We start from the raw sequence: 19597 nt of genomic DNA on the forward strand, positions 1-19597 counted from the left end.
TACGTATAGTATATCATACTTAATAGAAAAATAAACCCCTAATAGATAATACTAGAATCTTATTCAAGTAATATTATTTTTTAGCTGTAGAACAACGGTCTAGTAGGAATGCAACGCCTACGAATGGGATGCCACCGCTTTCACCAAGACCAATTTCACATGTGGAGCTGGAGCTTACGCCTAGTGTAGCGCCGTATTCAGCGATTTCGCCAGCCAAGTCTTTTGTAGCAGATTTGTTAAGTTCTGGTGTGAAGAAACCTTTTTGACCAGCAAAGCCGTCGCACGCAAAGGATTTAATGTTGAATACATGATCGGTGCAGAGGCGCGCCAAGTCTTCAATGTATTGAGATTTGTTCAAAGATTTAATCTTACATTGTTTGTGTACGATAACTCGTTCATCGCATTTTTCAATATCGAGATGCGGCACAACATATTTGCACAAGAATTCAGAAATATCGTTAATTTCTAAGTCTGGCATATGTTTGAAAGCATGGTTGAAGCATGCACTATGGTCGATTACGATTGGGTATTTACCATTTTGAGATGCTTTCATCAATGCATCGTGCAAGTCTTTTACAGCCCGTTCATGAACGTCGTCGTAGTTTTCAAAGCTCAAGCCACAGCAGAGATTTTCGATATGTTGTGGGTAAATAATATCGATATGAGCCTTGTTGCAGAGGCTTTCCACGACTTGTTGTAAGCTGCGATCATCGTCATAACCTTGGTTTGGTTTGAAGGCACGGTTCGCACAAGTACTGAAGTATACAACCTTTTCAAAGTTAGTTGGTTTAATGCGATTTCTCAATCTATAATGGTTAGCCTTAGGCGTTGTCTTAGGTAAGTACGGTGTAATACCTGTGACGCCATGTAAACCGTCGGTAATCTTAGAAATTGCCTTTTGCGTAATGATAGAACCAGCAATGCCTTCGAGGCTTACGCCGGCACGAGCCATTTGAAGTGTTGTGGAGAAGTTGTCGTAAATCTTCTTAGCCAATTCTGGTGCAGGTGGATCGATGCGGCGCATGGACAATGCGATTTGAGCAGTGTCGATGCTGAGTGGGCAAAGCCCTTTACACATAGAGCAGGCTGCACAAGTTTCCACACCGTAGTATTCGTAGCCCTTTCTAAGCTCAGATGCCAATGTGAAGTTACCTTCGTTTTCAAGGCGTTTCGTTTCGCGCAACAACGCAATACGTTGACGTGGCGTCAATGTTAAATTACGGCTTGGACAATGTTTTTCACAGAAACCGCATTCCATACAGATTGTGAAAGCATCATCGATAGCACATTGTGCCTTAAGGTTTTTCTTGTACACATCTGGATCATCTGTGATGATTACATCAGGGTTCAAGATATGAGTAGGGTCAAAGATGGCTTTGATGCGACGATTGATTTCGTACGCTTTTTTGCCCCATTCCATTTCAACGAATGGCGCTACCATACGGCCTGTACCATGTTCAGCTTTCAAAGAACCACCGAAACCAGATACGCGCTCGGACATTTCTTTTACTAAATCGCCAAAGTTCTTAGTATCTTTAGGATCGCTGAAATCGGGTGTAATATTAAAGTGAACATTACCAGACAGAGCATGACCGAAGATTACACCACCGTCTACGAAATCATATTTATGGAACAATTCCGTAATCATTTCGATGCCCTTAGTGAAGTCTTCGATTTGGAAGCATACGTCTTCAGTAATAACAGTGGTGCCTTTTCTACGTTGACCGCCAACGATTGGCAAGATACCCTTACGGATAGCCCACCAAGAATCGTATTCTTTAGGGTCTTGAGAATAAAGACTAGGGATAGCTGTAGGAATATCTTTCAATTGGTCTTTAATGAAAGCCAAGTTTTGATCTACTGTTTCTTTCGTGTAGCTTTCAGTTTGGAACAAGATGGCACTTGTACCTTCAGGCACCTCACGAACGAATTCAGGTACGTTTTCAAGGCTTTGAACGGCGCGCAAGGACTGATAGTCCATCATTTCTGCGGCGATAACCTTTTCGCGGCCCATATTAGCGAGCGCTACAACTGCAAGGGATGCATCGTTCAATGTTTTGAAGAACATGAGGCCACAGCCTTTATGAGGCACGTCTTCAACAGTGTTGTACACTACTTCAGATACGAAGCCCAATGTACCTTCAGAACCGATGAACAAGTGGTTGATGATGTCGATGATATCTTCAAAATCAACGAGGGAATTCAAGCCGTAGCCTGTAGTATTTTTAATTTTGTATTTATGATGAATCAAATGAGTTAATTCTTCGTCAGCCAAGATTTCCTTGCGCAATTGTAAGAGATCTTCTACCATTTGAGGTTTTTCTTTGAGGAATTGATCGATACTCTTTTGATCAGACGTATCAAGAATAGAGCCGTCTAATAAAACAACGCGGATAGAGCGAATTGTTTTATACGAGTTCTGCGCTGTACCACAGCACATGCCAGAGGAGTTATTATTCAAAATACCGCCCACTAATGCCGTAGCAAGCGTTGCAGGATCTGGACCAATTTTACGATTGTACGGTTTCAATAAATCGTTCGCGTCGGAACCGATAACACCACACTCACATTTTAAGGCTTTACCATCGTCGATAACTTCCATTTTTTTGAAGCCATCATTACATACGATGAGCACGTCTTCACTGGAGCACTGACCAGACAACGAAGAACCAGCTGCACGGAATGTAAATGGCGTGCCGCATTGTTGGCACAAACGAATAAGGCGTCTTACTTCGCGTTCGTCCTCAGCTTTTACAACAACCTTTGGTAAATAGCTATAGCAGGACGCATCAACGCCATACGCATAACGACGTAAATGATCGGTATACACGCGACCTTTACAAATCTCTTTTGCCTCCTTGGCAAAACGTTCATAATCTCTAATAAGCGTACTCACTTGTATTTCCTCCTATCCTCTCATAAGGAACATGTGTTACTTTTAGTATACGCCGTTCTCATTCTCACTACTATAATTATGCATAAATTATATGTCTTCTAATAAAAATCGATATGCCTCGCCCTTTTATTTCTTTAGTTGAAAGTACATCTCAATGGCATTATCATGTACTCATTTCTTCATATATCCAATTAAGAACCTTTATTTATTAAGGATTAATCGATATATTTTATAGATATATACGAAAACCTCGATAAACTATGATTTGTAGTACATATAATTCTATAGGAAATAGATTGCAAAACCCATGCATAAAACTACTATGATTTACTAATTTTAATTTTTTCGTTCTCATTTACAAAGTTCTATGACTTTTGGTTATACCCTTTCATAAAACTCTAGAAATCTAAAAAGCCCTCTAGCGATAGAACTCCTATGAGCTATCGCTAGAGGGCTTTCATTAAACTATGCTTATTAAAGTTTGTCTTAATAAATCAATACATAAACCTTATCCCAAGATCCCCGATTTAAGGATGAGTCGTACGGCCAACGCAAAGACGGCTACGCTCATGAGGGCAAGGATTGCTTTTGCCTTGAGACGTTTTGCAATGCGCGCACCCGCTTGAGCTCCAAATATGGCTCCAATACTCGTAGGAATAGCAATACTAAATACAATATGATTTTCTATTAAATGTGTAATAACACCAACCGTAGTAGATACGGCGAGGATGGATTGACTAGTGGCCGTCGCCATATGCGTAGGGAAGCCCATTAAATAAATCAAGGCCGGTACGTGGATCAGCCCGCCGCCAATACCAAAGATACTAGAGATAAAACCTACAAAAAAGCTAATGCTAATACCAATAGGCTTACTATACGTTAGCTGATCAAGGGTAAGGCTTTCTTCCTTGCGTTCCCCTTTACGGAAATTCTTGAACCCAATCAAGAAGGATGCACAGAGCATAAAGCACCCAAAGGCAAACATAAAACCTTTGCCAGAGAACCAACCCGACATTTGAGCCCCTAAGATAGCCCCTGGGAAGGTAGCAACACTAAAGACGAGCGCCGCACTGATATATACCTTTTTCTGTTTAAGATACGCTATAGATCCGGAGATAGCATTACACATAACAGTAAAGAGCGATGTCCCTACAATCATAGACGGAGACCATTCAGGGAACCAGTACATAAAGAGAGGTACAAAGACAAGTCCACCACCTGCACCGATAATGGTGCCAAGCATAGCTGCTAAAAAGCCAACTATAGTAAAAAATATATAGAATATGATAATATTATCCAACATAATAAGGCCTCCCTTTACTTAGATTGGAAAAATTCCTTAGCTGCCTTCAATCGTCCTCGTTCACAGGAAACTTGTAACTCATCGCCTGGTTCAAGTTTCACATCACCAAGAGGTACAATGTAGGTGCCATTTCGGCGAATACTTACGATTAACGTGCCATCTGGCAATGCTAAGTCTTGTAACTGCACCTCTGTATAGTCCGCCACTACAGGCACCTTCGTTTGGAAGAAGGTTTGCACCGATTCTAAATTGCTTTGACCGCTCATGGCTTGTAATAAGGAATCGTAAATTGGTGGCTCTTTTAAAAGCTCTGCCACAAGATAGGCCACTAATGTAACGATACCGATAGCGTAAATATTAGAAAAACTATTCGTCATTTCAAGCACCAGTAAAATCGCCAAAATTGGCGTCCGCATAGCCGCTGCTAGCATACCACCCATGGCACAGATGACGAATTGCGGTACAAAATCAGGAGAAATGAGACCTAACGTTGAAAGTACGCTTTCACAAAAGGCACCTGCTGATGCACCAATAACAAGCATGGGCAAAAAGATGCCTCCTTGAGCACCACTGCCATAACAGAAGGTAGTGAGCAAAATCTTGCCTAGTACGATGCCTGCTAAGAGCAACACACCATGAGGCTGAAAGGCGAGCTGACCTACGAGATCATTGCCCCCACCCAAAAGAAGTTGCGAGTCATAGCCGATAACAGCAACAGTTACAAAGGTAAGAGCTAGTTTCAAGAATCGAGAGCATTTGAGCCAATCAAAGAACCTCTTGAATGCAAAAATCATGCGACAGAAGAGTACTCCGCATAGGCCCATGATAACACCAACCATGAGAAGTACTGGAAAGTACTCAAGAGGTACGCCTGAGGTCACCGAGAAGCCCAAAGCTGGCTCAAGGCCAAATATACTTACTGTAATATAGTTAGAAATTAATGTGGCCACAAAGGTAGGCACAACGAGGTATGGATAAAAGCTTTTATGAACCTCTTCAAAAACGAACATCGCCCCCGATACGGGCGCGCTAAAGGCAGCCGTCAAGCCTGCTGCAGCACCGGCAGAGGTCAAAATACGCTGCTCCCGTAGACCAGAATTCATCCAGTACGATACGATTTTCCCTGCAGAACCACCGATCTGTACGGCTGGTCCTTCGCGACCTACAGAAAAGCCAGCAAATCCAGTCAGTACACCACCGATCATCTTAGATACAAGCGTTCGATAAGGCTTCATATCAAAGAGGCCTAGCATTTCCCCTTCGATTTGAGGAATACCAGAACCGCCGGACAAGGGTGCCCAAGCCAGTAATCGATCTATGATAAAGGCAAAAACAACCATTGCTACAAGCCATCCTATGGCCCATTCCAAGGTAATACCGTCCATCAAATGCCAACGAATATGTTCAGATTCAAGGATTAAATAACGATACGTAGCTCCGCAAAAACCTGCAATGATCCCCACAAGAGCGCCCTTTGCAATGAGCTCCGTTAAGAGCACACGATTCATGGACATATCTGCTAAGGTAGAACTGCGCTTATTAAATTTCCATAATTTCATAAGATTCCCTCCTCAGCATATATAACGACCATGTACCTATTCGGATTACTATCATGGCTATTCATTGTAATGTTAGTAGTAATACATCAACGGATTAGCTAGCCTAACCACTATTTGACCATCGTCTAACAATTATACATTCATATCTTTAGTATACTTATGTAAATTATGATTTTCAAGAAATGATTCAACTGAAAACTATATACACCACAAAACAAAACTAGACATCTCTACAGCAAAAGAGATGTCTAGTCTTGTTTAGTAAATGTTTATAGATGTTGTCTTTACATAAGCGGAGGCATGCGAGCTGTGTAAAGACTCTAAAGATGCTACTCTCCCTGCGCTTTTACAAACATGTTGAGATTAACATCATTTAGACTACTGAGGAATATGAAGCTTATTGGTTGTTAGTATATAGATTCATAGATGCCAATGATTTCTTCTAAGGATGCATCACGTGGGTTGCCAGGTGTACATGCATCATTGAAAGCAGATTCAGCGAGGAATGGAATGTCTTCTCGTTTTACGCCTGCTTCGCTAAGTGATTTAGGAATGCCTACGTCATCAGCTAATTTTTGAATTACATCGATAGCCGCTTGACGATAGGTTGCTTCATCCATAGTGTCTACATTAGGAACGCCCATAACGCGAGCGATTTCACGATATTTTTCGCCTGTTGCAGGAGCATTAAATTTCAATACTGCTGTTAAAAGCATTGCACAAGCCTTGCCATGAGGGATATCGTACACAGCACTCAATGGATGCGCCATGGAGTGAACGATGCCGAGGCCAACGTTAGAGAAGCCCATACCTGCAATGTATTGACCTAAGGACATAGCTTCGCGACCAGCGTAATCGCCAGCCACGGCACTGCGCAAGGAGCGACCGATGATTTCAATAGCTTTCAAATGAAGCATATCAGTCAGTTCCCACGCACCTTTAGTAATGTACCCCTCTACGGCATGAACGAGGGCATCCATACCTGTGGATGCACAAAGGCCTGTTGGCATCGATGCAGACATATCAGGATCTACGATGGCTACGATTGGGATATCATGCGGGTCAACACAAACAAATTTACGGTTCTTTTCAACGTCTGTAATAACGTAGTTGATAGTAACCTCTGCAGCCGTACCAGAAGTAGTAGTAACAGCGATGATTGGCAAGCAAGGGTTCTTAGTAGGCGCTAAACCTTCAAGGCTGCGCACATCGGCGAACTCAGGGTTCGTAATAATCGTAGCAATCGCCTTACTTGTATCGATTGGGCTACCGCCACCAATAGCAACGATAACATCGGCACCAGCTGCTTTACAAGCTTCAACACCACCTGTTACGTTTTCGATAGTAGGATTTGGTTTAATGCCGTCATAGATTTCATAATCGATGCCTGCCGCATCAAGTAAATCCGTTACCTTAGTAGCCACTTTAAATTCAAATAAATCTGGCGTAGATGTAACGAGAGCTTTTTTGAAATGGCGATTCTTAATTTCGTTCACAATCTCCTGAATCGCCCCTTGTCCAAAATAAGACGTACCGTTCAACATAATTCTGCGAGCCATATAATTCACTCCTAACAAAACAAACTATACAAAAATAAACCGATAGAGAATCACTTTACTTATTAATTCTCTATCGGTTTATTAAAATCCTTGATAGCTCGTTATGTATACACTATATATTTTTATACAGAATGTAGAGTATAAATATATCTCTGACTTACATACCTCTGCTCATTTTCATAAGCAAGATTCGTTTCACAGATTCATCGAGTCGTTCTTTAGAGATACGACCGTCTTTCACGGCTTTCATCAGGCCATTGTAAGCCTCTTGCATGTGTTCGTATTCGTGGCATACGAGCAAGATATCGCTGCCGGCGAGGATGGATTGCACCGCCATATCGCCGAAGGTGTAATGCTTCGCGAGGGCACCCATATCCATATCGTCCGTTACGACCACGCCATTATAGCCCATATCCTTGCGCAACCAGTCCGTAATGATGGTCTTAGACAAGCTAGATGGATGGTCTGGATCGATTTGTGGGTACATCGCGTGAGACACCATAATTGTATATGTATTCGGTTTGGACTGTTTAATGAGGTCTACGAACACCTTTGTGTCCTCTGAAAGCAGCGTTTCTTTAGATACAGGAACGATACTTGTGTCTGCGTGCAAGTCTACGTCAGTCTTACCGATGCCTGGGAAGTGTTTATAGGAATACCACAGGCCCGCTTCGTCGTAAGATTTACCAACAGCACCGGCATAACGAACCACTTCATCAGGGTTCGTACTATAGGAGCGGCCATAGGTTAATCCTAAGTCCGCTACAGGAGCAAAGTTAATGTTAAAGCCTAAGTCTTTTAACTCAGTGCCTACCTCTTTCGCCAAGGCTGCGGCTTGCTCTACAGGCTCCTTACCTACCTCTTCCGCAGGGGGAACCTTGATGAGCTTATCGTCCATGCGCGCTACGGCACCACCCTCTTGGTCGATGCCGAGGAACAATGGCGTTAAGCCCGCGCTTTTACCGGCCTTGTTAATATCTGTAATGAGCGTCTTAACTTGATCCTTGGATTCCATGTTACGGTCGAACAAGATAATGCCGCCCACACGGTACTCGTTGAGCATGAATTTAGCATCATCGTTCAAGGACTTGCCGTGAATACCAATCATCATCAATTGACCAACCTTGTCCGCATCGGACATATTAGCCACTAATTTATCTACCTTTTGCTCTGGTGAAAGCTCGCTCTGTACTACGGATTCATAGGTCACAGGCTCAGCCTTTGAAGTAAAGGGATTATGTAAACCGCAACCCGTAGTGAGCGCTAAGGCGCCAATCATCGTAGCTGCTACAAAACGTCGAAACATATATACCTCCAAAATCTCTAAAAAGTATTATGTATAGTATATCAAAAAAACAGCCCCAACAAACCAAGATATTTAGTATCCCCATAATACTAAATACTATGAATAGTACGATATGCTATCACATCCATCAGCACAAAATCTAGTTAATACTGCAAAATAATAGGTTATAACGAAAAAAGACTATTACCCAAAACCTACGAATATATACCGTATTGGTTCGAAGTAATAGTCTTTATATAAGTTAATGTTTAAGTTAATGTTTAAGTTAATGTTTGAATTAACTGTTTAGGTTAAATGTTTCAGTTAAATAGTTAACTTAAATTTTACCTTGCTCTTTCATTTCAGCTAAGAGCTTTACGATGCGAGGGCCACAGCCTTTACCACCGCAAGCGCCCGTGCCAGCACGAGTTGCTTCTTTTACCTCTGGAAATGTATGAGCCCCATCTAAAATGGCTTCTTTAATCGTTTTGCGCGTAATGCTACGGCATGTACACACCTTTGTAAGCTTGTCCAGAATTGCCTCTGGCACTTGATTATCTTCAAAATTCATATGTAATTCCTCATCTATTCACTTGAATATCTATATACTATATCGATTTAATATATCGAAAATTTACGATTTCTGTACTTAGTATATCATATTTTACGAATTATATCGATACTTTTTAATATAGTGAAGAATCTAACATAAAATTTAAAAGATAGCACTTGCCATAAAACGTTTATTATATGGTAAAAGCTACATAGTGTTACCATGTAGCTTTTACCATATTAGCCTTACGCTAAATCCCTATAAAATAATGCTCACAATGCGTTCAAAGAATTGCAAAATAGTTTGTTGTAATGGAATGAAGATCTTACTTGCAATTGGTGTATTAAGCACTAAGATAAGTACAATCAAGCTGACAAAGCTTAACCGTTCCAATGTAAATTGCAAGTCCCTAGGCAACAAGCTTGTAATAATGCGACTACCATCAAGTGGTGGTATGGGCATCATGTTGAGAATGGCAAAGTTAATATTATATACAACAATCAGTGTCAGTACTAACTCTAATGAGTCATTTGTCAACAAGCCGTTGCTTTCAAGTAAACGAAGTGCTAAGTAGCCTAAAAAGGCCATCAACACATTAGACGCCGGCCCCGCAATAGATACTAAGGTATAGTCTGTACGAGGATCACGGAAGTTAGATGTATCAACCATTACAGGCTTAGCCCATCCAAACCCACCGATAAGGAAGGCTATAGATCCGACTAAATCAAGGTGTGCCACTGGATTCAATGTCAAGCGGCCCATGGAGCGTGGCGTAGGGTCGCCGAGCATATCTGCAACCTTGGCATGAGCAAATTCATGCCCTGCAGTTGCAAGGATAAGCGCCGGAATAGACGCTAAAATCATTGTTAAACTAATACCAGAAAATAACATAAAACTCCTTTATTGTTTAGCTTCCCATGCGGTGTAGCCGTCTTGAATGCAACGAAGGGCATTCAAGGTACGCGGATATCCGATGTACGGTACGCATTGGGATGCGATATTAATCAAATATTGTTTGCTGTTCCCTACGTTCAAGTTGCCTTCTACGTGAGCCTTCAGCTGAGGTTCACAGCCACCTTGAGCGGCCAAGAAGCAGAAGGTAATCATTTCGCGATGAGCTACGCTAAGGCCTTTGCGAGTATAGTAATCACCAAACATATTGGCCAGCCACTTCTTGATGTGACGTGTATCCTCAGGACCTTCTTGATAGGAATTACGCACAGCTTCACCAAAGATTTCCACTTGTTTTTCCACGCCTTTTTCAAGACGAGACTCACCAGTGATCGTGCTTCGAGATGGATCAGTAATGGTTTCTCCACGATAGTCAAAAATCTTGTTCGTCACCTTAAAGAATGGGCGCACACGACCAATACCAAGATATGGTACCGCCTGATAAATGAGCTCCACCACTTCGTCAGGAATCAACCCAAAGTTGAGCGCTGCTGGTAGCATCAATGCGTATTCATCAACAGCAGAGGCACCAACTAAGGTAGCAAGAATAGCCAAGAAGCGATCCTTTGCAGGCACATTGCGGCCTTCTTCAGTGATGACTTCATCGAATGCAAAATTATCAAACAAAACTTCAAACTCAGGATCAATATAACCTGCTGGGGCTGCAATATCAGGGAACATACGCTCCGTATAGGCTTGAGCAAATTCAGATTTAGACATAGAAAAACCTCCATAAACAACACTGGTGAAAGCCCAAAAGGAGCTTTCACCAGCAATAGTTATGTAATTATTACGGCAAGTACCACTAAATTATAATGCTGGGAAAGAGAAGTCAGTGCCGTATACTTCTTTCCAAGCAGCCATGAACATATTGAATTCGTTGCTACCAGGTTGGAGTTGATATACTTGACCATCTGGGGAGAAACGATATACAGTATGCAAGCTTGGGTGTACAAGATATTTGAACAATGTAGCTTCACCGTATTGGTTATTATGCATGTTAATTACATTAATACCAAATACATAGTTGCGGCTGCTGTCGATACCTTTGAACTCAGATGCTTTATCGAAGAAATACGTTTCTGTACCATTTGCACTGTTTGGAACCTCTGGGTAGTTAGCTAAACCATTCCAGTTTGCTGCGTTTGCAACGCCACCCACTAATAATGTACCTGCTAATACAAATGCACCTAATAAATTTTTATTCATAATGCGCTCCTTTATGCCACGAAGGCCACTCACAATTAGGTCATCTCTCACATGACCTCTGTACAATACGCTATATGTATAGTATATCACATTTTTAATAAAATATAGGATATCTTCGGTTACAGAATGAATGCATATGAGGTTCTAAAAATTAGCCTTTAAAAGTCTGTGCTGTTTTATTATTAGCGTTATCGATTGCTTCTAACAATTTGTTAAGCAACATACGCATTTGACGTGTTTCTTCAACGTCAAAAATCGGGCCTGCAGCTTCAGACAAGCGACGTGGTATATGAACTGCTTCATCACGTAATGCTTTACCTGTATCAGTAAGGGTTACCATTACTACGCGTTCATCTTGGCGGCTGCGTTTACGCTTTAAGAATGCTTTTGCTTCTAATTTCTTTAAAAGTGGTGTTAATGTACCAGAATCAAGGCGCAATACTTGGCCTAGTTCTTTAACGGACAAATCACCATATTGCCACAATGCCATCATTACGATGTATTGAGTATATGTCAAATTCAACGGATCTAAGTGACTGCGATATGCATTAACAATTTCCTTCGCCACTACATAAAGTGGGAAGCTCAATTGGTTTTCTAATCTTAAATATTCAGAATCTGGAACATCTTCTTTATGTTTATATCCTTCGAGTACGCCGATCTCTGCCATATTCTACCTCCATATGCACACAATTATCTACTAATTAATTGTACACAATTTTACAGTAAGCAGTCAACGATAAACCCCTACTTTGTATAGATATTTTTAAATTTGTCAATTAATTAATATTTTTTTTCTTATTCGTTAATAATTGCCAATTTCTATAGAATTTATGCTCAAAAATCTTACCATAAAACTGTGAACCTAGTTATAAATTTTTTTGATATTAGACTTCTATGCTGCACGCTTTCGTCGCTTCTTCAAGTCGCTTTGCATGGTCTAATTCTATAATAAGCTATATAGATTTAAAACTTTAAGTAGCTACTCACATATGAGTACTACACAAAACCAAAAGTTACAAATATAATTTTATACAATTAATATTGTAAACTCTATATCTATTTTTGTCAATATACTTGATTCAATTAGATAGTTAGTAAAATATGGCCTCTTCTAGTTTTTTCCTTGTAGTATAATATACTCGCATAATTAGATGTTTACTAAAAATACGCCCTCCGTTCCCTTCTAGGTTCGTCCTTGTAGTATAATAAAAGAAACTCTATATCAAATCTCATTTGTCATAGGAGGCCCTCATGAATACCTTAGAATGTATCAAAACTCGTCATAGTACGCGTAAGTTTAAAGCTGATCAATTATCTCGAGAGCTCATTGATCAAGTGCTCGACGCTGGTCGCCGTGCTCCGTCTGGTGGCAATACACAATTAACACATTTCATGGTTATCACGAACCAAGATGTGCTAAGCGAACTAGTAACACTCGTTCAGGAAGAATACGGCAAAATGCCGATTACAGAAAACACATTGCCATATATGGTGAATATCATTAAAATGTCCGCTGAAGGCAAGTTTGTATTTAACTATGGAGCGCCTGTACTCATCGTATTGGCTAGCAAACCAAGTTATGCCAACAACTTTGCTGACGTGTCATGTGCAATGCAAAACATGATGCTCGCTTGCAACGAACTAGAACTTGGCAGCTGCTGGGTTAACCAAATCCGCCATCTTCAAGATAACGAACGCATTCAAGCTAAAATGCGTGAACTAGGCCTTGGAGAAGACGAAAAAGTCTACGCTAGCCTAGCAATCGGCTATCCAAATTTGCCAAACGGCCTGAACCGCCGCGAAATTGAGCCAAAAGGCTACAAAGTGACATATGTAGATTAACGATATTGTTTACCTACAACTATGCCTATAAGATAATTAATGAATACAAAAATCCCCTAGTAAACTAATTACTAGGGGATTTTAATTTATGTAATATACTTCAATTTATGTGACTTACTGTAATTTATGCAACTCATGTTAATATATATGACTCATTATAAGTTATGCAACGCACAAAGAGCCGTCTAATACTTTCAAATTATACACGAGACCAAGTCGCACCAAACCATGTAAGGCAACCGCCGTTACAGGATTAAGGGAGCCGAACACACCAGCACCGATGATGCCTATGTGGAATAGAACGGACACGATGAGCAGGCCCAAATGACACTGTTTTGCCTCTTTTGAAAGCTCTGCCGTCGGAGAATTATCATCCACAAGGGATCCCATCATGAGCGCCACGAGAATGAGCTCCAAAGAACACGGGCAAAGCACTAATAACAAGGTCGCCGTATGCATGAAATCACCAGTTAGTGCAAAAGATCCCATGGACAGCAACATAACGACCACGACGATAACCGATGAATAGTTGTTTATACCTTGACGCAATGCTACAAGCTGTGTTGGCATAGTCGGTAACATATCATTATCCAAGGTGTAATGCGTCTCACCTGTAATGAGCTGCTCCAAGAAGAAGCCAGCGTGCACCATGATACCCACATAAGCCGCTGTATGATAATCACCAACAGCGATGAGCGCTACCATAGCTACAACAATGAGAAAATTAGCGTGAATCTCTAAATTATCCCAAATGCTCTGCACACTATTAATCAGCAATGGCAACCCGCAAACGACAACAGTGACCCAAGCTAAATCAATGACTGGATACAAAGGCTCTGTGATTAAATCTAATAGTATAAACAAAATACCTAGCGCCAAAATGCCACCTTGCGTACGCAACGACACCTGCGCTACTAATGATTGTAAAAGCTTCATAAATACCTCTCTAGGTACTAGAACCGGCCAAACTCGGTCCGGAAAGAAATACAAAAACAAAACAATACCCATAGGGGTATATCTACAGTACAAATATTATACATAAAATACGTAATAAATACAAATTAAAATTATTGATAAGTAAGAGCGCTTTATTGAAGATTTAAATTTCTTTATTAGACGTAGAAAGAACAGCTCCCTAAAAACGACTTAGCTCGCTTTGGAGACCTTTTAATAGGTCTTAGTTGAAGATACTAATTTCATATAAAAAGAAAAGCCCCCATCTCTAAAAATGACTTATCACTAAGAGGTATTAGTTGATAGCTCTAATTTCTTTATTAGATGTAGAAAGAACAGGTCCCTAAAAACGACTTAGCTCGCTTTGGAGGCTTTTAGGGACCTGTTCTTTCGGTTACTGATATGAAATTAGAGCTTCAACGCCTCAATCCATTCTGCTTCTTTAAAGCCAACTAGAACTTTGTCTTTTAGAACCAAGATAGGACGTTTTACTAACATGCCATTAGATGCTAATAAAGCTACTTTTTCTTCTTCGCTAAGGTTTGGCAATTTATCCTTTAATTGTTGTTCCCGGTAGATCATACCAGATGTATTAAAGAATGCTTTCAAATCCTTGCCAGATTGTGGATACCAAGCAGCGATTTCCTCTGCAGTAGGATTTTCAGCTTTAATATCACGAGCAGTGTACTTAACTTTATGATCATCTAAGAATTTCTTTGCTTTTTTGCATGTTGTGCATTTAGGGTATTCAACGAATAACATAGGTTCTCCTTATATTAATATTCAATATTATAACAACTAACTTATATATTAAGTGTACCAAATATATCGAAAATTATCAATCAGCAGTAGATTGAGTTGTAATACATATAATATTTTTTAAATCAGCTTGCAATGCCTCGGTATCCTCTGCTTCAAGCAAATCTAAATCCATCTGTAATCTTAAGAAAAAACCTTTAGACATGCCAAAATATTTACACAATCGTAAATCTGTATCTGCCGTAATTTTTCGTTTATCTTGAAGAATTTCTTGTATTCGTGATACAGGAACCATAATATCCTTCGCAACACGGTACGCACTTAGCCCCAATGGTTGCATAAATTCTTCACGTAGAACCTCACTCATTTTAGGTACAGGAATTAATTCCTTCATACTTTTATCTCCTTAATGATAAAAATCTCTCCTTTGATTATACCTGTTAAACAGGTATAATTCAACAATATATACCTGAATAACAGGCATATTGAACATTAAAATGATTCTGCATGCCATTTCGGTAAAAGATTTCTAGATAATACCAGTCAACTCCTACTGTGATAGTGACTCTATTGGTCACCTATTTCGGAACGTAAAGATCTATATTTATTAACTTAATTAAGTTGAGGAATATCATCAACTTGATTGAGTTAATAAATATCATCAGTTATTTTATTACAAAAGTATTTCAGAAAATAAATAGACCTATATCCTCCACCATCTCATGTACAAGGTACATATCAAAGGTTTAGAGAATATAGGTCTCCTATTTACAGCAAGAATGTTAAGCCCATAGCTACGAAGATAGCTGGCAAGAGGTTAGCGATACGCACTTTACCAGGCCAGATGAGGTCGATACCAACGCAGAAAATTAGGATGGATCCCACGTAGGACAGGTTATCGATAGCACTTGGTGTCATCAACGGTGCTGCAATGTGTGCCATAGCAGTGATAATCCATTGGGTGATCCCTACAGGAATAAAGGAGAACAGCGCCCCTTTGCCCATGGAGGATACCATAACCATAACGATGATACCGTCGAGGATGCCTTTTAGTAATAGCGTCTGGTAATTACCAGTAAGACCATCTTGAATGGAACCGAGTACGCCCATAGCACCTACGGTAAAGGTAAGAGATGCTGTAATGAAAGCATGGGTAAACTTTGGATCACCAGCGTTACCTGTGCGAGCTTTCACCCAGTCACCAAATACAGTAATCCAACGATTAAGGTCGATGACCTCACCAATAATGGCCCCAACCACCATGCTAATAATCATCAGCATAGGTCCCGTCGTTTGCAGCGTACCGTTCACGATAACGAGCATATACTGCATGGCGCCACTCATCCCAAGGAGTAGCACGATGATGCCGCTCACCACCATGAGCGTCTGTTTTAAATTTTCTTTCATAAACCGACCAAATGCGAGGCCGCAAAGGCCGCCGGCTATAATAAGGCCAATGTTAATGGCCGTTCCCAAACCAATCATATATTTCCCTTCTTTAATTGTGAAAGTAACTGTGTTAAATCATGTTTAGTATAGCAACTACATCGAAATAAATCAATTTATATGGTATGCAACTGAATGAACACAAAAAGCCTCTATCCACTTAAGGACAGAGGCTTTATGCAGATTTATAGCGTTTGAGAGAGAAGATTATGAGAGTTCCGCTTTGGAGAGAGAATGTGTTTGTATATAAAGCGGACTAACATATGATGAGTCGCTATCACCTCATCGACTTTAGTGTACACCCGACTCTATAGAATAACAAGTTCACCTTTGTAACATCTACTATGCACGAAAATTATTGTTAACTTATAATACAGCGATTAATGTGCTATCACCCTTCTTCGTCGGCAGGTAGTCGCACTATATCTGCACTTTGATTGATCTCATCAAAACAAGGACAGTCTTTACCGTGATCGTTGATAAGGCCGCTAGCTTGGAGATGCGAATAGATGGTAACAGGTCCCACAAACTTGAAGCCCCTCTTCTTTAGGTCTTTGCTAATGCGCGTAGATAGGCCGTTCTTAGCGGGTACCTGCCCTTCAGGATGATTTTCATAGATAATTGTCTTGTTATCTGTGAAAGCCCAAATATAATTGCAGAACGAACCAAATTCAGATTGAATACGTTTAAAAGCGGAAGCATTACTTATAATTGCTGCGATTTTAGGACGAGATTTGAGCATCCCCTCGGTTTGCATAATCCTGTCGATGTCGCTTTCACCATAAGAAGAGACTGCCTCAATATCAAAGTTATCAAAGCAGCCTCGAATGATGTCGCGTTTATTTAAAATCGTAAGCCAGCTAAGGCCACATTGGAGGCTTTCAAGACAAAGATGTTCAAATTGAAGCCTATCATCATGAATTGGTCGGCCCCACTCATGATCGTGATACGCCTGATATAAAGGTGTCGTCGGCCATTCACAAGTAATCTTTTTCATTATACACCCCCATGTGCCCATACGAGGACGTCATACATGAGCGCCACCACGAGGCCCATCACAAGATGTCCGCCTACGTAAAATGGCACGAGATAATAGATGAATAACAATAGAGAATGCAAGGTTTTGCGGAGCCATACAATCGGTGTAGACGTACCGCCACCCACCTTGCCGTCGAGCCAGTTATGGACGATGTAAATCGGCGTACCCAAACGATGAATCCAATCTGGCACGCGCACTCTAGGATTTAAGCCAGGGCAATAGAAAATCACTAGCGGCAAAGCCACTGCATCAAGGATGAGCAAGACGGTTAACATCAAAGCAAACCAGTCAACTTCTCCTTCCCACGTGAGAGGATGTGCCGCAAAACGAGTGCCCCACAAATAGGCTTTGTATACGATATACGGTTCTAACAGCCATAATAAGGGCTTCACTACACTCATGGGACTACCTACGCCAAACACAAAATAATAAAAACTACGCATCTGCGTAGTCGTTTCAGATATACAATGTTCCAATCGCATCGATTTAACTATAAGAACTACAGATATTTTTAGGCCCAAAAGTGAGTCTAAAAACATCAATTCACACACACGATTTTTAGTCCTTTTATACATCGGTTTCTATACTATTATTATATCAGATTTTGGCCTTTTTGTGGGGCTAAAATTCACAAAATTTTGCTAAAATATACAATTTATAGTAGTTATCAATCAAAGAACCCACTATATAAGCCATTTTGTACTAATGATTCATATATGCTTATTTTTCATCAAATTTATGACTTATTTTGATAAATACCGTCTCACTTTCTACGTTAAACAACGGCAAAAAAGGCAGCCACTAGGGGCTGCCTTTTTTGTATGCCAAAATTGTTTTAGTTATATTTTGTTTTTATCTGTTGAGCTATATTTTGTTAATCTATAACTTATTTCTCTATAGCCTCAAGTACTTCGCCGATGTACATATAGTGCGGTTCCCAACGATCCTTACCAGCTTGGGTGTACACGGATGGATTGGCTGCATAATATTCCTTTACGCTATCCGCCAAATGAGCTTCATCAAATTGGTGTTCATATAATTTTTTACATACAAATGTTAAATCTGCTTCTTTGAAGGTCACACCGTTCCCTGCCACTACTGGTGTTAGCCCAGAGTTAGCTACCTTATCTTCGTTGCGACCAGAATGAGAACCTAAATAACCAAGCGCCTTACGATGGCTTTCAGAGAAGAAACTAACTGTAAAGGTATCGTATTTCTCCATAAATTCTTGTGTATAACGAGCTGGATGGATGTACACGGTCACCGTGGAAATATCGCCGCCATTAGGGCCCCATACGTTACCCATACTGCCCCAGCTAACTGTACACGTATTAAAATCATCAAGCGTACCAGCCGTAACAAGAGCCCAACGTTCCTCGAACATAGTAAAAGCCTTATAATCCTTCGTTTCAAATGGTTTCATAATAACCTCCGCACATAGAATTTACTTAACAACAACCTCATCAAAATGTTCTTTATACACTTCATAATACACCGCATCAGCGATATCGTAAAACTCTTTATTTAGAGAATCTTTCACAACAGGTCTGCGCAAAAAGGCACCTCGATCGATAGGCCGAGGCGTTCCGTCAAAATCAAAGCGACTGATTTCCTCTTCATCGCGCATAATACCTGGATTAGACCACATATCTTCATTCATATTTGCATCCGCATCAGTAGTAATCGCCGTTGTCCCTTGCTGTTGCGCCCCATAAACCTTACTAGCTGCGGAATTACTACTATCATAGGTGAAAGTCATGTCCTTAACGGTAATCACTTTCTCATCATTCCATTGATACGCTTTATATACCGTCGCCTTAATCGTATAAATAGGCGGCTCAAACCCAATTACTTTCACCGTATTCACGTCAATATAGGTCGCGCCACGCTCGTCTACATTAGGAATATCCGACACAAACTGAGATACCTGTTTAAATTGTGGCTGAGACGTGAGCTCCTCAATCGTAATTGCTTGAGCTGGGATGGTGAAAGCTAGCATAAGCCCTAGCGTTATTAAAAATCGATGTAACATATATCCTCTCATCTTTCTAAACTTTTACAAAATAAATAAACACAACCTTATAAGCATAAGTATACTATGCAAATAAGACTGTGCCTATTATTAATAAATTTATATTTAGCTTAGTTGTAAATTGAAATTGAACACATAAAAAATCCATATTAGTACAAGTGATAAGATTAGAGTATCAAATTCGCAATCAATCACGAGGTACTAATA

Annotated in this window: 19 protein-coding genes; 1 reads left to right on the top strand and 18 read right to left on the bottom strand. The window is 40.4% G+C overall.

Annotated elements, in window-relative coordinates:
- Positions 1-73: 73 nt before the first annotated feature.
- From KH364_RS06465 to KH364_RS06510, 10 genes are all read right to left on the bottom strand, one after another.
- The gene (locus KH364_RS06465; RefSeq protein ID WP_273299024.1) at positions 74-2896 is read right to left on the bottom strand and encodes an FAD-binding and (Fe-S)-binding domain-containing protein; all 2823 of its coding nucleotides are present in this window, start codon (positions 2894-2896) and stop codon (positions 74-76) included.
- 508 nt (positions 2897-3404) lie between these two features.
- Positions 3405-4199 (bottom strand): sulfite exporter TauE/SafE family protein, encoded by a 795-nt coding sequence (locus tag KH364_RS06470; protein ID WP_273299025.1) that lies wholly within the window; start codon positions 4197-4199, stop codon positions 3405-3407.
- A gap of 14 nt (positions 4200-4213) precedes the next feature.
- Positions 4214-5758: a ClC family H(+)/Cl(-) exchange transporter gene (locus KH364_RS06475; RefSeq protein WP_273299026.1), complete on the bottom strand. Its 1545-nt coding sequence runs from the start codon at positions 5756-5758 to the stop codon at positions 4214-4216.
- 407 nt (positions 5759-6165) lie between these two features.
- On the bottom strand, positions 6166-7317 hold the full coding sequence (gene fucO / locus KH364_RS06480; RefSeq protein ID WP_273299027.1) for a lactaldehyde reductase: 1152 nt from the start codon (positions 7315-7317) through the stop codon (positions 6166-6168).
- 157 nt (positions 7318-7474) lie between these two features.
- The gene (locus KH364_RS06485; RefSeq protein WP_273299028.1) at positions 7475-8623 is read right to left on the bottom strand and encodes a glycoside hydrolase family 3 N-terminal domain-containing protein; all 1149 of its coding nucleotides are present in this window, start codon (positions 8621-8623) and stop codon (positions 7475-7477) included.
- Positions 8624-8939: 316 nt separating this feature from the next.
- Positions 8940-9173, bottom strand: a complete 234-nt coding sequence (locus KH364_RS06490) for a (2Fe-2S)-binding protein (protein WP_009352375.1) — start codon at positions 9171-9173, stop codon at positions 8940-8942.
- Between the two features lie 240 nt (positions 9174-9413).
- Positions 9414-10046, bottom strand: a complete 633-nt coding sequence (locus tag KH364_RS06495) for a site-2 protease family protein (protein WP_273299029.1) — start codon at positions 10044-10046, stop codon at positions 9414-9416.
- A 9-nt stretch (positions 10047-10055) separates the two neighbouring features.
- Positions 10056-10826, bottom strand: a complete 771-nt coding sequence (locus KH364_RS06500; RefSeq protein WP_009352241.1) for a carboxymuconolactone decarboxylase family protein — start codon at positions 10824-10826, stop codon at positions 10056-10058.
- Positions 10827-10916: 90 nt separating this feature from the next.
- A complete protein-coding gene (locus KH364_RS06505; protein WP_009352527.1) occupies positions 10917-11315 on the bottom strand; it encodes a hypothetical protein in 399 nt (132 codons plus the stop codon).
- A gap of 151 nt (positions 11316-11466) precedes the next feature.
- Positions 11467-11985: a MarR family transcriptional regulator gene (locus KH364_RS06510; protein ID WP_273299030.1), complete on the bottom strand. Its 519-nt coding sequence runs from the start codon at positions 11983-11985 to the stop codon at positions 11467-11469.
- A 584-nt stretch (positions 11986-12569) separates the two neighbouring features.
- Here KH364_RS06510 and KH364_RS06515 point away from each other — a divergent pair.
- On the top strand, positions 12570-13160 hold the full coding sequence (locus KH364_RS06515; RefSeq protein WP_105081782.1) for a nitroreductase: 591 nt from the start codon (positions 12570-12572) through the stop codon (positions 13158-13160).
- 162 nt (positions 13161-13322) lie between these two features.
- Here KH364_RS06515 and KH364_RS06520 read toward each other — a convergent pair whose 3' ends face one another.
- The 8 genes from KH364_RS06520 to KH364_RS06555 all read right to left on the bottom strand — a co-directional run bounded on the left by KH364_RS06520 (position 13323) and on the right by KH364_RS06555 (position 19390).
- Positions 13323-14096: a hypothetical protein gene (locus tag KH364_RS06520; protein WP_273299031.1), complete on the bottom strand. Its 774-nt coding sequence runs from the start codon at positions 14094-14096 to the stop codon at positions 13323-13325.
- Between the two features lie 426 nt (positions 14097-14522).
- Positions 14523-14876 (bottom strand): Spx/MgsR family RNA polymerase-binding regulatory protein, encoded by a 354-nt coding sequence (locus KH364_RS06525; RefSeq protein WP_009352301.1) that lies wholly within the window; start codon positions 14874-14876, stop codon positions 14523-14525.
- A 76-nt stretch (positions 14877-14952) separates the two neighbouring features.
- Positions 14953-15267 (bottom strand): HigA family addiction module antitoxin, encoded by a 315-nt coding sequence (locus KH364_RS06530; protein WP_273299032.1) that lies wholly within the window; start codon positions 15265-15267, stop codon positions 14953-14955.
- 374 nt (positions 15268-15641) lie between these two features.
- A complete protein-coding gene (locus tag KH364_RS06535) occupies positions 15642-16358 on the bottom strand; it encodes a DUF554 domain-containing protein (RefSeq protein WP_273299033.1) in 717 nt (238 codons plus the stop codon).
- 352 nt (positions 16359-16710) lie between these two features.
- Complete coding sequence (locus KH364_RS06540) at positions 16711-17316, bottom strand: DNA-3-methyladenine glycosylase I (protein ID WP_273299034.1); 606 nt, start codon at positions 17314-17316, stop codon at positions 16711-16713.
- Positions 17316-17759, bottom strand: coding sequence for a hypothetical protein (locus KH364_RS06545; protein WP_273299035.1), 444 nt, complete (start codon positions 17757-17759; stop codon positions 17316-17318). The genes KH364_RS06540 and KH364_RS06545 overlap by 1 nt, the downstream gene beginning before the upstream one ends.
- Positions 17760-18244: 485 nt before the next feature.
- Positions 18245-18781, bottom strand: coding sequence for a flavin reductase (locus KH364_RS06550; RefSeq protein WP_273299036.1), 537 nt, complete (start codon positions 18779-18781; stop codon positions 18245-18247).
- Positions 18782-18802: 21 nt separating this feature from the next.
- A complete protein-coding gene (locus KH364_RS06555) occupies positions 18803-19390 on the bottom strand; it encodes a hypothetical protein (RefSeq protein ID WP_273299037.1) in 588 nt (195 codons plus the stop codon).
- Between the last annotated feature and the right edge of the window lie 207 nt (positions 19391-19597).

Origin of the sequence: Veillonella sp. oral taxon 158 (genome assembly GCF_018376515.1) — a bacterium.
GTDB lineage: Bacteria > Bacillota > Negativicutes > Veillonellales > Veillonellaceae > Veillonella > Veillonella rogosae.